At 48.6% G+C, this 15,414-nt stretch carries 13 protein-coding genes; 11 read left to right on the forward strand and 2 right to left on the reverse strand.

What is annotated here, in order from left to right; all coding sequences use genetic code 11:
* Positions 1–191 precede the first annotated feature (191 nt).
* The 6 genes from ACJJJA_RS09430 to ACJJJA_RS09455 all read left to right on the forward strand — a co-directional run bounded on the left by ACJJJA_RS09430 (position 192) and on the right by ACJJJA_RS09455 (position 7,128).
* Positions 192–1,901 (forward strand): FimL-related protein, encoded by a 1,710-nt coding sequence (locus ACJJJA_RS09430; RefSeq protein ID WP_444904401.1) that lies wholly within the window; start codon positions 192–194, stop codon positions 1,899–1,901.
* A gap of 20 nt (positions 1,902–1,921) precedes the next feature.
* Positions 1,922–2,737, forward strand: coding sequence for an NAD(+) diphosphatase (gene nudC, locus ACJJJA_RS09435; protein WP_444885409.1), 816 nt, complete (start codon positions 1,922–1,924; stop codon positions 2,735–2,737).
* Positions 2,738–2,782: 45 nt separating this feature from the next.
* Positions 2,783–3,433 (forward strand): cation/multidrug efflux pump, encoded by a 651-nt coding sequence (locus tag ACJJJA_RS09440; protein WP_444885408.1) that lies wholly within the window; start codon positions 2,783–2,785, stop codon positions 3,431–3,433.
* Positions 3,434–3,480: 47 nt separating this feature from the next.
* A complete protein-coding gene (gene sohB / locus ACJJJA_RS09445; RefSeq protein WP_444885407.1) occupies positions 3,481–4,626 on the forward strand; it encodes a protease SohB in 1,146 nt (381 codons plus the stop codon).
* Between the two features lie 54 nt (positions 4,627–4,680).
* Positions 4,681–5,694, forward strand: a complete 1,014-nt coding sequence (locus ACJJJA_RS09450; protein WP_444904402.1) for a YhdH/YhfP family quinone oxidoreductase — start codon at positions 4,681–4,683, stop codon at positions 5,692–5,694.
* 168 nt (positions 5,695–5,862) lie between these two features.
* On the forward strand, positions 5,863–7,128 hold the full coding sequence (locus ACJJJA_RS09455; RefSeq protein ID WP_444888615.1) for a patatin-like phospholipase family protein: 1,266 nt from the start codon (positions 5,863–5,865) through the stop codon (positions 7,126–7,128).
* Positions 7,129–7,229: 101 nt separating this feature from the next.
* Here ACJJJA_RS09455 and ACJJJA_RS09460 read toward each other — a convergent pair whose 3' ends face one another.
* Positions 7,230–7,970: a pseudouridine synthase gene (locus ACJJJA_RS09460; protein WP_444904403.1), complete on the reverse strand. Its 741-nt coding sequence runs from the start codon at positions 7,968–7,970 to the stop codon at positions 7,230–7,232.
* 455 nt (positions 7,971–8,425) lie between these two features.
* On the opposite strand from ACJJJA_RS09460, the gene ACJJJA_RS09465 reads away from it, so the two are divergent.
* Both ACJJJA_RS09465 and ACJJJA_RS09470 read left to right on the forward strand, forming a co-directional pair.
* Positions 8,426–9,634 carry an RtcB family protein gene (locus tag ACJJJA_RS09465; protein WP_444904404.1) on the forward strand — a complete coding sequence of 403 codons (1,209 nt, stop codon included), beginning with the start codon at positions 8,426–8,428 and terminating at the stop codon, positions 9,632–9,634.
* A gap of 133 nt (positions 9,635–9,767) precedes the next feature.
* Complete coding sequence (locus ACJJJA_RS09470) at positions 9,768–9,992, forward strand: hypothetical protein (protein WP_444904405.1); 225 nt, start codon at positions 9,768–9,770, stop codon at positions 9,990–9,992.
* 17 nt (positions 9,993–10,009) lie between these two features.
* Here the strand turns inward: ACJJJA_RS09470 and ACJJJA_RS09475 are convergent, their stop codons facing one another.
* Positions 10,010–10,384, reverse strand: a complete 375-nt coding sequence (locus tag ACJJJA_RS09475; protein WP_444904406.1) for a YchJ family protein — start codon at positions 10,382–10,384, stop codon at positions 10,010–10,012.
* A gap of 172 nt (positions 10,385–10,556) precedes the next feature.
* Between ACJJJA_RS09475 and ACJJJA_RS09480 the strand changes: the two genes are divergently transcribed.
* From ACJJJA_RS09480 to ACJJJA_RS09490, 3 genes are read left to right on the forward strand one after another with little or no spacing between them, the layout of a single operon-like run.
* Complete coding sequence (locus ACJJJA_RS09480; RefSeq protein WP_252085399.1) at positions 10,557–11,084, forward strand: TetR/AcrR family transcriptional regulator; 528 nt, start codon at positions 10,557–10,559, stop codon at positions 11,082–11,084.
* A 34-nt stretch (positions 11,085–11,118) separates the two neighbouring features.
* Entirely contained in the window at positions 11,119–12,183 is a 1,065-nt protein-coding gene (locus ACJJJA_RS09485; protein WP_444904407.1) for an efflux RND transporter periplasmic adaptor subunit, read from the forward strand.
* Positions 12,184–12,228: 45 nt separating this feature from the next.
* The gene (locus ACJJJA_RS09490; protein WP_444904408.1) at positions 12,229–15,336 is read left to right on the forward strand and encodes an efflux RND transporter permease subunit; all 3,108 of its coding nucleotides are present in this window, start codon (positions 12,229–12,231) and stop codon (positions 15,334–15,336) included.
* The last annotated feature ends 78 nt before the right edge of the window (positions 15,337–15,414 follow it).

Raw genomic sequence — 15,414 nt, forward strand, 5'->3', positions numbered from 1 at the left:
AACGCTACTGGGTTTTCCGGAAAATTCAAGTAATTTAGGACTGTCTGCCTTATTGCCGGGGGTTTTGTCGAATATTCGGTGGAATTTGTCTGCGGAAAGGTGGACTCTTTTCGCTATTGGTATAAATTGCCGTTTATTAGGCCTACTCCACAGGAGTTGGTTGTTTTTTGTTCGGTTACAGGAAGAATGTAGTGGTGCAGGCAAAAAGTGAATTGCGCAAGATCAACATCACTTCTGTCAATGTAGTCAAGGACGAGCTGGTTGTTGCAATAGACAATGCCGCCGCTCACCTGGATAAATTTGCAGCAGATACCACCCAGAAACAGTCTTTGGAGCAGTGTGTCGCTGTTCTTAGGCAAGTGAGTGGAGTGCTGCAAATGGTGCAACTCCATGCGGGTGAATTGCTAGCGCAGGAAAAGATCGCCGCTTTGACCGAGGTGATGGAGGGGCGCCAACAGCCTACAGAAGAGCTGATGGAAGCCTTGGGTATGGGTTTTTATGTGCTGGGTCGTTATCTTGACTTTGTGCAAAACCGAGCGATTGCGCGCCCAGAGCTGTTAATACCTTTTATTAACAATTTACGTGCGGCGCGTTCCGAGCCTCCTGTGCCAGAGAGTCACTTTTTTAGCTGTAATCTAAGTGCTTCGATACCTGGCCTGGGGGCTTCGGCGGTAATGTCCGAAGACCTTCGCAGTTTTGTGCGCAGATTTCGTCATATGTACCAAGTTGGTTTATTGGCACTGTTGCGTGGAAAGCCTCGGGGCCCCGCTTTCACAATGATGGCGCGAGCATTAGAGCGTATTGCCAGTATTACCACAGGCCGCCCCAATGGGCGCCTATGGCTGGTAGCTGGAGCGGCACTTGGCGGCATGGCTGCGGCTGAAATGCGGATCAGCCGTTCGCGGGTGATGGTTTTCAGTATGTTTGACCGCTGGCTGCGTGCTTTACAGAAAGAGTGTGATACGGCCCTGGATCAACCGGCTCCGCCAATTCTTTTAAAAGAATGTATCTATTGGCTGGCTCTTTCACGCCCTGATAAAAGTGGAGAGAAACTGCTTGAAGCTTTTTCTGCGGAGGAACTCGAATACACTGAGGATGAACTGGAAAGAGAGCGCGCAAGCCTTGGTGGCCCTGGCGCAACGGCTATTGCTGCAGTTGCGGGTGCCCTTGATGAGGAATTGTCTAGTGTGCGGAGAATGCTCGATGACATCGAGATGATCGGTGTATCGGGTATTGATGAAGATGATGGCCTGACCACTACCCTGCAAAAGGTTGCCGGCACCTTACAAATGCTTAATTTCAGGCGGATTGGAGAGAGCCTGCGTAATGCCATAGCTGAATATCAGAGCGCAGCAGGTGCTGGTGGCTCCGTTGCGGATGCAGCGTTGCAAAAGCTCACAGGCCAAGTGCTAATGGTAGATAGTACTGTGCGGGCGCTAAAGCAAAGCACCAGTATTGATCTTGATGAGTACGGTCATGCGGATATTGCATTTGAGTGCAGCCAGTTGGCCGAGGCCGAGGTGGCAGTACTTAAAGAGGCGGAAGCGGGCCTTGCCCTCATCAAGCGAGCGTTGGCGGCCTATGCAGACTCTGGTTTTGATCACGGGCATATCCGCAATGTCTCCACCACTTTAAATTCCGTTCGAGGGGGGCTGATTGTGCTCAACCTCCGCCGTGCCGCAGCCGTGGTTGAAGGTTTGCTGAACTTTGTTGAAAGCTCAGTGGATAGGCATGATGCGGCCCCTGAAGTGGAGCAGCAGCTGGATATTTTTGCCGATGCGATTATTAGCCTGGAATACTATCTAGGCGAAGTAAAGCTACATCGCCAGGCAGATGTTCAATCTCTGAATCTTGCAGTGGAGAGCTTGGCAGCGCTAGGTTGTCCTGTTGAAACGGCCTAACTTGAGAAAGGAGTCACTTTTTGGTTGATCGCTTTGAGCCTGCCGCAAATGTTTGGGAGGCTCCCGAGTTCTCCCAGCAAATTATTGTAGCGGAGGGCCTGGTTCTCTGTAGTGGAGACCGGTTCATTCACGAGGTGGATCAATTGCCACCTACTACTGCTATCTCAAGCCACTATCTCGGTGAGCTGGGAGGTCGCAGTTGTGGTGTTAGAGTACTTTCAGCTCAGTTTGAGATTCATGGGCATGACTGGCGTAACCTGCGTAGTCTGCTTACTTCGACAGAGGAGTATCTATTTGCTTTAGCTGGCCGAGCTCTGCAGGTGGCTTATTGGGATCGAGATCACCGCTTTTGCGGCCGCTGCGGTACAGAAACCCATTACCATTCTCTAGACCGGGCCAGGACCTGCCCAAATTGTCAGTTGACGGTTTACCCAAGAATTTCTCCTTGCGTAATCATGTTGGTTACCCGTGGGGAGGAGTGCCTACTCGCTCGCCATGCCAATCGAAGAAATATCACCTATACCGCGCTGGCTGGATTTATTGAACCAGGTGAAAGTGCAGAGCAGGCTTTAAGGCGAGAAGTCCGAGAGGAAGTTGGACTTGAGGTGGGAAAACTCAGGTACGTCGGTAGCCAACCCTGGCCTTTTCCGGGGCAGTTGATGTTGGGATATCTGGCAGAGTGGCAGGGGGGGGAGCTATGCCCCGATCCAAATGAGATTGAGGAGGCTCAGTGGTTCCACTATCGTTCGCTGCCAGCTATTCCGCCAGTGCAAACTTTATCTGGACAGTTGATTCATACGTTTTCCAATTTATTGGCAGGCGGATTGAAGCTGTAGATCTTCCGTTTTTAAGGAATTGGCAGAGAGGAGTTAAGTATCATCATGTATATCGTGATCACCTTCCTAATAGCGGTAGTGGCTCTGTTCCTCGTCTTTTGGGGAGCGAGGGTACTATTGAGTGGCTCTTGGGTGACGGGTTTTTTGCGCGGCTCTGTAGGGCTGGTTTTCTTTGGTTTGGCCCTTTGGATCGTTTTGGTTGCTGCGGATGTATACAGTTATCGAAATCTAGGTAATGAGCATAGCGTTGGCGTTGTGTCATTTAAAAAGATCGCGGAGCAGCAGTTTGAAGTGAAGTTTTCTGATGCCGATGGTATTTCGCAAAAATTTGAGCTGTATGGAGATCAGTGGCAATTGGATGCCCGTATGCTGAAGTGGCAAGGCCCATTGATACGCTGGGGTATCGAGCCAGCTTATCGCCTGGATCGCCTGAGCGGTCGTTATCTTACCTTGCAAGACGAAAGAGTACGCGAACGCTCTGTGCATCAAATTGATGGCACAAATTATGGGGTTGATATTTGGCAGTTTGTACGAGGGTTTGATAAAAATCTTCCTTTCGTTGATGCCGTCTACGGGAGCGCAACCTTTTTGCCCATGGAGGATGGTGCAGTTTATGAGGTGCGTATCAGTCACAGCGGCTTGTTGGCGCGACCATTAAATCAGCAGGCGACCACTGCCTTGGATGGTTGGCAGTAGGGCGGCTAAATAATTTTTAATTTGCATGGCAGCAATCTGGAGTATAAGTGGAATTTTTAATTGAATACGGCCTGTTCCTGGCAAAAATAGTAACTGTTATCGTTGCTCTGATGGTGTTGATAGGTTTTATTTTTGCTAATCGAGAGCAGCTTAAAGAGAGGGTGCAGGGACACATCAGTGTTACTCGATTGAATGACCGCTACGAGCAGTTTAAAGAAACTCTGCTCGAAGCCGTTATGGAAAAACACGAGTTTAATCAGCGTAAAAAGCAGCTGGCAAAGGATAAGAAAGCTGAGGAAAAAGCCCTGGCTAAAAAGCATAAAGCGGCGGCCAAAGAGAAAACCTCCAAAGAAGGCAATCTAGGCGGTGAGACGAAAGAGCCACAAGCTGATGCCCGTGAGGCAGAGAAAATCTCGGATTCGACAGATGAGCGCAAGCGTATTTTTGTCACCCACTTTAATGGCGACATCAAAGCCAGTGAGCTTTCGCGTTTGCGGGAGGAAATTACTGCAATTCTTCAAGTTGCAGAGGCTGGTGATGAGGTGCTGCTCTGTTTGGAAAGCCCCGGAGGAATGGTGGCCAACTATGGTCTGGCCGCAAGCCAGTTGGCACGTGTACGCAGTGCGGGCATTCAGCTCACTATTGCAGTGGATAAAGTAGCGGCAAGTGGCGGTTATATGATGGCCTGCGTGGCAGACAGAATTCTTGCCGCACCTTTTGCAATGTTGGGCTCTATCGGTGTTTTGGCACAGCTGCCTAACTTTAATCGCTTGCTAAAGCGTCACGATGTGGATTATGAGCTTTTCACTGCGGGTGAGTTCAAGCGCACAGTAACCATGTTCGGAGAAAATACTGAAGAGGGACGTGAGAAGTTCCAGAGTGATCTGGAGGAAATACATGTACTTTTCCAGCACTTTATCAGTGAGTACCGCCCCAACTTGGATGTTGCCAAGGTTGCGACAGGAGAAGTTTGGTTTGGGCAAAAGGCTCTGACAATGGGCCTTGTGGATGAGCTGAAAACATCTGATGAGTACCTGACAGATTGTGCTAAACATGCTGACCTGTTTCAGGTGGAATACAAAGAGAAGAAAAATATCGCCAAGAAAATGGGGTTGGCTGCTGAGGCCGGGGTAGAGTCGGCCCTGACACGTCTATTCTCAAGATTGAGCGCATGGCGTCATCACGCCCAGTAAGAGATGTCGACAAGGGCAATTTATAGGGAAGTTTGTCATTAGGATAAAGCAGGTATGAATAGTTCTCAGGAAAGGGAGTTTCGGGCCATTAGGGTGGAAGAGGTGGCCGCTGGAAAATTTGATCAACTACTGGTGAGGCGACATCTCCGAGATTTGCCCAGTAACCCCTTGTTGCTTAGAGTTTCCTATTCCTCTCTGAACTACAAGGATGCTATGTCTGCATTTGGAAACCGCAGTATTACCAGAGAGTACCCGCACACTCCAGGGATTGATGCCGTAGGCTCAGTGCTCGAAGACCAAAGTGGTAAATTCAGGCCAGGAACTGAACTCTTAGTCACAGGTTATGATTTAGGCATGAATACCCCAGGCGGCTTGGCGGAGGTTACTGCTGTTCCCTCTGAGTGGGCTCTACCGCTTCCAGAGGGGCTCAGCGCCAGGGAATCTATGGCGCTTGGTACTGCTGGGTTAACCGCTGCCCTCTGTGTGGACCGGCTATTGGAGGCTGGAGCCATGCCAGAAGATGGTGAAGTATTGGTCAGCGGTGCTACTGGCGGAGTCGGGTCAATTGCGGTGGCGCTGCTGGCAAAGTTGGGCTTTCGAGTAGCTGCGGTGACCGGGAAACTTGAAGCGGCCGACTTTCTCGCTGAATTGGGTGCTTGGAAGGTACTTGACCGAGATACTTTAGCGCCATTTGCCAACAAGGCCATGGCTAAACCCTTATGGGCTTGGGCTGTAGATACAGTAGGCGGGGAAACCCTTTTTAATGTGGTTAAATCCCTAGCATACGGTGGTGGTGTAGCGGCATGTGGTATGGCTTCGGGCGCACAGTTTCATGCAAATGTATTCCCTTTTATTTTGCGAGGTATCAGTCTGCTGGGTGTTGATAGTGTAGAGCTGCCAGTAGAAAAGAAAGCCGCGGTTTGGCAAAAGCTAGCTGGCCCATGGTATATCGGCGATAAGCTAAAACTTATTGCGGAAGATATATCACTTGAACAGGCACCGGAATTTCTGGCACGGTTACACCGAGGCCATGGCATCGGCCGCTATGTCGTTAATATGGCACTTTAGATCTCTTGAGTATTTCAGAGTTTATTTGGAGAAAAAATTACAGCTGAACAGGCGAATGACAGTCATCTGCCTCTTTATATAAGTAATGGTGTTTGTCTGTGCCTGTGCTTTTCAATAGCCTTATAGCCAGTAGCGTGATTTATAGCCTGTTTCTGTTGGAAGATGACAGTGTCTCAAGGTAACGAAAAGTCCCTGATTCCGGTGCAGAACAGCGCGTTAGTGCTCTCGGGTGGTGGCGCCCGTGCTGCTTATCAGGCCGGGGTTCTCAAAGCCCTAGCAGAAGTTGTGCCCGAAGATAACCCGCGCCCTTTTAAAATTATTTGCGGCACATCTGCTGGCGCTATGAATGCCATGATGCTGGCCGCTCACCCAGGTACATTTAAAGAAGCGATCGAGAGTATGTGCTCGGTGTGGATGAACCTGAGTGTGGAGCGGGTGTACCGCACTAGCTGGTTTAGCTTAATTAGTAATTTATTGTCTATTAGCCGTTCGCTGTTTAATCAGGGTGTTGGGAGAGAAAAACCTCTTGCACTTCTCGATAATTCCCCCTTGCGTCAGCTTTTACTGGATGTAATTAATTTCGATAATATCCAAAAAAATATCGACGCAGGCCATCTACACGCAACTTGCATTAATGCGCTTTCATATAGTGAGGGCGAGTCGGTGAGCTTTTATCAAGCTGCGGATGGTGTGAGAGGTTGGCAGCGCTTTCGCCGGTTTGGAGTTTCCACCCGCTTGACGGTGGATCACCTGCTCGCCTCATCTGCAATCCCCGCAATTTTTCCTGCAGTAAAAATCGACGATATTTACTACTGCGATGGTGCAATTCGTCAAATGGCTCCCATCAGCCCGGCCTTACACCTTGGAGCTAAGCGTGTCTTTATCGTAGGTGTTTCCGATAACCGCTCTCCGGTTCACTGGGGTAGTCGGCGTAGCAATAATCAGGTTCATTCTCCCTCAATGGCCCAGATTACTGCTCAGTGGTTCAATGCTGCTTTTATTGATAGCTTGGAAGGGGATTTGGAACATTTGGATAGGGTTAATACCTTACTGGATTCTGTGGAAGAAGATAAATTTGCCGATCTCTCTCCTCTTCGGCCAGTAGAATCCGTGGTTATTGAACCATCGCAGAGTCTCGCCAGATTGGGAGGGAGAAAATTAAAGTATCTACCGCCGGCGTTGCGTTGGTTATTTCGCTCCACAGGTGCGACGCGGTCTGGAGGCGGAGTCTCCGCGGCAAGTTACTTGCTTTTTGAGCGGCCCTATATTGAGGAGTTGATTGAGCTTGGCTACCAGGATGCAATGTGGGAGAAAGATAAATTGCGCTATTTCTTGAGGCCTCAGCCCAAACTTGAGGTGGAGCGAAGAGGCCTCTTTGGTTCACGTAAAAAGAGTATCGAGGATCAGCTTGGGCAGGGAGATGTTTCGTCGTAATTTGGACTGCCTGCTAACGATTTAAATTAAGTGTGATTTCTATTTAGGATATCTCGCTCGAACACAGTGTTTCTTGGTTTTCTAATTTTATTCCCTTTGCTTCAGTGGTTGAGTGCATCAGACCAGCCAAATGTCTGCAGAAGCTTCATGAACTTTCCTCGTGGTTCGGCCTGTAATACTAATAATTTTTGACTAGCTGGGTGCTGTAATTCTAATTTTACGGCATGTAGTAGCAGTCTCCCACAATTAAACTGCTGAGAAAAAAAATGGTTGTGGGAAGATTTTCCATATTTGGGGCAACCAATTAAGGGGTGGTGAATATGCTTGAAGTGTCTGCGGATTTGATGTCGGCGACCAGTTTTCAGCTGAATTTCTACCAGTGAATATCGGCTGGTGGAATAGCGATCCACCTCATAAGGTAGTTCTATGGTGGCGAGCCGCTGAAAGAGGGTGATGGCCTCCTGGCGGGGAAGCTCTGACTTGGGGCGTTTCCTCTGGTGTTTAAAGTCTGCTACCGGTGGGAGTGGGTAATCAATGGTCTCCTGTTCGGGGCAGTATCCGCGGCAAACAGCAAGATATTTCTTTAGGGAGCCCTTACCTTCCAGTTGATGTTGGAGCTGAGCGGCGACCGCACTGCTTTTGCCAAAAATAATAACTCCAGATGTAGGCTTATCTAGTCTGTGAACTGGGTATAAATGATAACCACTTAGATTGCGGAGGTGCTGCAGGAGGATACGTGTCTCGTGACGGTCTATCTCGGAACGGTGAACGAGCCAGCCTTCAGGCTTATAAGCGGCAAGCAGGTGTTCGTCCTCATAGATAATCTCTGGTTCACAACTCATGGTTTGATCTGATACAGGCTCATATGTCGGCTGCTTAGTGTATTGCTGAAACGTAGTGATTGCATATAAAAAATGCCTCAGTTAATTGGTTATTAATACCTGATAGTAACTTGTTGAGAAAAAATACTAAAAAGTAGTTTAAATTTAGGTTGACTTATTACGGCTAGGCAATAAAATTTGTCACATAGTTTGTTGTCGGCATGAGTTGCTTAAAGCTGGCATTTTTTATTAGTTATTTCTTGATTGACGTGGAACGCAGCCACGAAGGAGCCATGAAATGCGAAATGTGGATATTAACAACCTGTTTTTTTGATCGCTTTTCATGTGCATCTGCTTGAAAAGTGATTGAGCTTTTCAAGCCAGAATTCTCTAGAGCCCTGGCATTTGCCGGGGCTTTTTTGTTTGGGGCTTTGGAGAGCTTTTAATGATTTATTGGATCAATCCAAGGACTCTATATGCCTGTAAAAATTGTGCTAAATAAAAATGCACAGCAAGGTAGTGTTCCGGTAAAAATATATACCGATGAAATCGAGCCGCAGGCCTTGCAGCAGCTAAAAAATATTGCTCAGTTACCAATCGTACACTCCCATGTTGCGGCAATGCCGGATGTACATTTAGGAAAAGGGGCAACCGTTGGTTCTGTGATCCCAACAGTAGATGCGGTAATCCCATCAGCGGTAGGGGTGGATATTGGCTGCGGAATGAATGCAGTGCGAACTTCGTTACATGCCCATCAGTTGCCTGACAACCTGAAAGCATTGCGGGAGGCCATTGAGGTGAAAGTACCCATTGGACAGGGTCGTCACAAGATGATCAGTGCCAGGGAATCTGCCTGCAAACTTTTAGCTCCCGGTGTGGATAGGTTGTTTGAAAAACATCCTGGGCTACTAAAAAGGCTGCATCAGCCACAGAAAACTTGGGTTACCCAGATGGGGACCCTGGGTGGCGGCAATCATTTTATTGAAATTTGTCTGGATGAAAATAATGCGGTTTGGGTGATGCTGCACTCAGGCAGTCGAGGTGTTGGCAATGCTATTGGACAGCACTTTATCCAGTTGGCTCGAAAGGATATGGCAGGACATATACGTAATCTGCCAGATAAAGATTTGGCTTACTTTTCCGAAGGTAACCACCATCTTGATGATTACATCGAGGCGGTAAGCTGGGCCCAGGAGTACGCTAGAGTTAATCGGGAAGAAATGATGAAGTTGGTTTTGAATTGTTTCAAAAATCATCTGCCAAAATTTACGCTCACCAGTGAGGCAATCAATTGTCATCACAATTATGTAGTGCGCGAACGCCATTTTGAGCAGGATGTTTTTATTACCCGTAAAGGGGCGATCAGTGCGAAAAAAGATCAGCTGGGAATTATTCCAGGCTCAATGGGAGCCAAGTCCTATATTGTGCGTGGACGTGGTATTGCCGAATCATTCCACTCATGCGCTCATGGAGCTGGCCGCAAAATGAGTCGTAGCGCAGCGCGCCAGAGGTTTACCAGGCAGGATCTTGAAGAGCAGACTAGGGGTGTTCAATGCCGTAAAGATAAGGGAGTGATTGATGAAATTCCGGCGGCCTATAAAGATATAGATCAAGTTATGGATAATCAGTCAGACCTTGTCGAAGTGGAGCATACCCTGCGTCAGGTAATATGTATTAAGGGGTAGACTTCTAGTTTGTAGCAGTTTTGAAAAGGAGTTATTTGATGTGGCATAAGCCCGTTACTTGGCTGAGACTAGCAGGAAAACACCTTGGCTGTTGGCACTTGGCTGCCAAAATTTTCGATAAAGGAGAATGTATATGAAAAAAAATCCACCTAAGGGGAGTGGGAGAGTTCGCAATTATATCGCGCGTAATCCACTTATGGGGAAGGGTGGTGCGCACGTTAAAGCAAAGTCAGGAAAACGTTTTTTAAATAAACAAAAAATAAGGAAGGAGGTGCGGGAGTGGAGGGGCTCCCGCGATACTTACTCTCTTGTAGTTGCAGTTCGTTTTATTTTGCCACTGACTCTTGCCGGTTTTTAGGTTCTGCCTTCTTCAGGCTATCCGGGGAGCGCTTCCAGGTACACCCACTTTTTTTTGTAGAGTTTGAACAGGGATACTTCATGAATTACATGTTCCTGCTCATTTTCTGAATACCACGCCTTAAACTCTACCACCGATCTCTTCAGGCCAGCTTTGCTTTTAATAACCTCCAGTCTCGTCCACTGGGTCTCCAGGTCCTCCTGGCGAAGATCTGGACAGGTGTCTGGATGCCAAGTTTTGCGCAGATAGGCCAGGTTTCCCATCGCATAAGCGCAATAACGGCTGCGCATCAGGTTCTCTGCAGTATTGGGATAGGCTTGCCCAGAGAGGAAGAGGTTGCAACAGCTCTGAAATTTCTTACCTGAGCCGCAGGGGCAGGCGTGATCCGTCATAAGTAACTCCGTAATCGGGGGCGCTCACTTTCACTGGTTCGGTCAGCGCGTTTCGTAAACACTTTTTAACCTTGCTTGACGGTGACAGAGGGTAGCATAGCTTGATCTTTTGCTGAGGAGCGTTAAGATACCGACCAGCCGGTTGGTTTGTTAGGTAATCCCGGGAGGTCATGTGTCCAGAGTCGATAAATCTGCCATTGTCCGTGCTGCCGAAGAGGTGGTGCGAGAGAAGGGGGCACGCAAGCTCACTCTCGATGCAGTGGCTACCCAGTGCGGGTTAAGTAAGGGTGGTTTAATTCATCACTTCAGAACCAAACAGTCTCTTCTCAAAGCGATGTTGGAGGCAGCGATTGCCAGGGAAGATGCCAGTGCTGAAGCTTGCACCAAAGCTGGCGGTGACTTGTTGACCTCTCGGCTTAGTTCCATTTTTGAACTAATGGAAGATGATGAAGGCTTGCCCCGTTCATTGATTGCAGCAGTAGCCGAAGATCCGGCACTCCTGGAACCAGTTAAGGTTAAGGAGGCTGAATTGCGCAGTGAAATCTCCCAAACCTACAAAGACCCCGAGTTTGCACAGCTGTTGATTCTCGCAGCCCAAGGTATGTTCTTTGGGCGTGTGTTGGGTGTGGTGGAGCCAGAAGATCCGATGCTCACCCGTTTACGCGAACGTTTGTTGATGCTTTCTGCAGATCTCACCTGATTTTTTTCTTAAACACGCTTTTTGGATGACGAATATGAAATTGTCGGTAAGTTCTCGTGCCTCACTAGCCCTGCTTATGGCAGCGGTGGTCATTCTTGCGGGTTGCTCCGGCTCGGAGAAAGAAGAGCAACGTGCTGAGCGGTTGTGGCCGGTGAAAGTGGCCACCGTTCAGAGCACCAATAAAGTAGCAGATCGACAATTTGCAGGCAGAGTAAAAGCTGTGCAGAGCGTGGACCTTTCTTTTCAGGTTGGCGGTAAGCTCGATAAGCTAAATCTTCGAGAGGGCGAAATCATTCCTAAAGGCACTTTGATTGCCGAGCTTGACGATCGCGATTACCGACGCCGGGTAAAAGAAGCCCGGGTAAATGTAGAGCTTCTGGAGAAAACATTGAATCGACAGCGCTCACTGGCAAGTTCCAAAGTGATTTCCCAGCAGCAGCTCGATGAAACCGAGAGTAACTTTGACCTTGCCAAAGTAACCCTGGAAAGAGCGGAACAGGATTTAGCTTATACCAAGCTGACGGTTCCCTTTGATGCGTTGGCAACACGGCAGCTTGTCGAGAATTACACTAACGTTCAGCCAGGCCAGCCCATTGTGCGCTTACAGAATATTTCTGAGGTGCGTATACAAATTTCTGTGCCGGAAAAAATGTTGGCTACTGTCAACGAAGAGCAAATAAGCTCAGTGTTAGCGGAGTTTGAGTTTCTTCCGGGTGAGCAGTTTGCTTTGCAATACCGTGAACACCAAGCGGAAGCCGACAGTGTAACCCAGACCTACGCGGTAGAACTGGGGATGCCGCGACCGCAGAATGTTCAGATTCTTCCTGGTATGACTGCCCGAGTGACGGTCAAAATGAAAGAGGGCAGCGGAGATTTTTGGATTCCTCTGGCGGCAGTGCAGAGCAATAGTGATGGGAAACCCTATGTCTGGCAAATTAATAAAGATCAATCGGTTTCCAAAGTTCAGGTGGCTCTTGGTCGTACCAATGGTGAAGCCGTACAGATCACTAAGGGCTTGTCAGCAGCGATGAAGTTGGTAGCTGCGGGCGGTCAGCATCTCTATGACGGTGCAAAAGTTCGCAATTATGTACAGCACTAATTTTTTGCTTGAGAGCTCTGGCCCTGTGAACAGGGGGGAAATGTTGTGAAGATTTCTGATACATTTATCGAAAAGCCGGTTTATAGCTGGCTACTAATGTTGATTTGCCTGATCGGCGGACTCTGGGGGCTTTCGGATATTGGCCGCCTTGAAGACCCTGCCTTTACCATTAAAGAAGCGCGAGTGTATACCTTCTATCCCGGCGCCAGTGCACAAAGGGTGGAAGAGGAGGTTACTGAAAAGCTTGAGGTCGCTATCCAGCAAATGGGACAGCTGGATAAGGTTTCCTCTACCTCTAGTCCGGGAATGTCAGAAATCCGTGTAGAAATTAAGGATCAATACGCCTCCGCAGAACTGGCTCAGGTATGGGATGAGCTGCGTCGCAAAGTTAATGATGCCCAAAGTGACCTTCCCAGTGGGGCATATCCCTCGGTGGTCAATGATGACTTCGGTGAAGTCTACGGTATTTATTATGCGATTACCGGTGAGGGTTTTTCCCTGACCGAAATGCGTGAAATCACCAAAGCGATTCGTCGTGAATTGCTCGGTGTTGAGGGGGTGGCGAAAGTTTCCCGTTCTGGAATCATTGATGAAGTCGCCTATTTGGATATTGATGAGTCCCGACTCGCTCAGTTTGGTTTCTCTCTCGATGATCTAGCCCAGGTTCTGCAATCGGAAAGCTCCACACAGAAAGTTGGAGAAATCGGTGGTCAGGATTTGCGCACCCGCATCGTAGTGGATAATCCTGCAAGTGACTTGGAAGCAATCCGTAATATTCTTGTGGGTGTACCTGGTTCAACGGCAATGTTGGCCATCAGAGATATCGCAGATATCTCCCTGGGTTATGATGAAAGCCCTGGCTTTATTGCCCGCTATGATGGAAATCAGGCGGTATTGCTTGGTATAGCGGGAGCTGAAAATACCAATATTGTTAATGTTGGTAAGGCTGTAGAGGCCAAGCTTGAGGAGATAAAACAGGCTCTGCCGCTGGGGGTGGAAATTCACCCGGTTTATGCCCAGCACCAAGTGGTAGAAGAGAGTGTCGATGGCTTTCTGTTTAATCTCGTCTCTTCAGTTGTGATCGTTACCCTCGTACTCTGTGTATTTATGGGCTGGCGCTCTGGCGTGGTGGTGGGTACCGTGCTTGGTCTTACGGTTCTGGGTACCGTATTAATCATGAATTTGTTTGGTTTGAACCTGCAGAGGATTTCTCTTGGTGCCCTCATTATTGCCATGGGTATGTTGGTTGATAATGCTATCGTAGTTGCAGAAGGCATGTTGATGGGGGTTCAACGAAATGAGGAGCCCAAGAGTGCTGCCAGCCGGGTAGTGCGCCAAACATTCTGGCCGCTTTTGGGGGCCACTGTAATTGGTATTATGGCTTTCTCTGGTATTGGACTGTCTGATGATGCCACCGGTGAATTCCTTTTCTCTCTGTTTGCTGTGATTGGGATTTCATTGCTGCTCAGCTGGATTCTCGCTGTAACTGTAACGCCCTATTTGGGGTATCACCTGTTCAAACCCGGTAAGAATTCAGATTCTGAAGACCCCTATAATGGTCGTTTTTACAACATGTATTCCGGAGCCTTAGCAGGAGCATTAAGGCATCGTGGCCTCACCATCGGCTTACTCGTTGCCGTTACATTAGTAAGCTATTTTGCTTTTGGGTTTGTAAAGCAGGGATTCTTCCCCAACTCCAATGCACCGCTGTTTTATGTGAATTACTTCTTGCCACAGGGCAGTGACATCAACCGTACTGATAAGGCTCTTCAACAGGCAACAAAGTATTTTAAAGAGCAGGATGAGGTGGTTTCGGTAACGGCTGTAGCTGGTCGGGGAGCCGATCGCTTTATGCTCACTTATGCTCCTGAACCGCCCAATGCTTCCTATGGTCAGCTAATTGTTCGCACTGAGAATCGCGAGCAGATCGCTCAACTGATAGAGAGGGCAAAGGCGCAGTTACGTGAAGAGCAGCCTGAAGCATTGATTACCTTTAAGCGCCTGGTGTTTGGCCCTGGTGGTGGTGCCGATGTGGAAGTGCGAATTTCTGGTCAGGATTTTCAGACCTTGCGTGCGCTTGCCGTAGATGTTGAGCAACAGTTTCGCGAGAAGGGCCTGGAAGATATTCGCCATGATTGGCGCAGTAGAGAGCCGACTATCCATGCCCACCTTGATGATGAGCGTGCTCGCGTAGCTGGTGTCACGAATACCGATATTAGCCGGATGATTCAATTTGCCTCTGCCGGTTATACCGTGGGTGATTTTGAGAGCGGCGATCGTATTATCCCTATTATTGCGCGAATGCCGGAAGGGGATAGGAATCAAGTGGGTTCCCTGGAGGATCGTTTGGTCTGGAGCCCTAACGAGCAAGGGTATATTCCGGCGGGACAGTTGATCACGGATTTTGAGGTTACTGCAGACGAGGGCCTGATCCAAAGACGCGATAGGGTTCCGACCATCACTGTCAGTGCCGATGCTCCGGAAGGCGTTACTGCTATGGCCGCGTTTGGGAGAATTCGCCCCTGGGTAGAAAGTATGCAGTTACCACCAGGCTTTAAAGTGGAATTTGGTGGTGAGTATGAAAGCTCTACCGATGCACAGAAGTCTCTGGGTAAAGGCTTGCCACTTGGCTTCCTAATCATGATCTTGGTATCGATCTTGTTGTTCGGTACTGTACGTGAGCCCGTAATTATCTGGCTGGTAGTTCCCATGTGTTTGGTGGGCGTAGTTGTAGGCTTGTTGGCGACGGGGCTGCCTTTCGGATTTATGTCACTTCTTGGTGTATTGAGTTTATCTGGAATGCTGATTAAAAACGCTGTGGTTTTGGTCGATGAGATCGAAGTACAAACACATGCGGGCTTGCCCAGACTCACTGCTATTCAGCGTGCTAGCGTAAGTCGCTTGCGTCCGGTCTTCCTTGCAGCTGTGACCACTATTTTAGGAATGTCGCCACTGCTATTTGATGCTTTCTTTGCGGATATGGCCGTAACCATTATGGGGGGGCTAGGTTTTGCCACTGTGCTTACGCTGATTGCTATCCCTGTTTTCTACGCGGTCTTCCACAAGGTTAAACCTAATGAGGTGGAAGGTAATCTAGATGAGATGAATTTAAAGTCGCAGCCAGCCCCTGCTAAAGAGGTTGTCTCTGTATAGTGCGATGAGCCTGCGTTGATCGTGGGTAATTCGAGATCCTGCGCAATGCCTTTTTGAGTATTGCGTGGGATCATCCTT

Source organism: Microbulbifer mixtoriginis (SeqCode) (assembly GCF_052466865.1).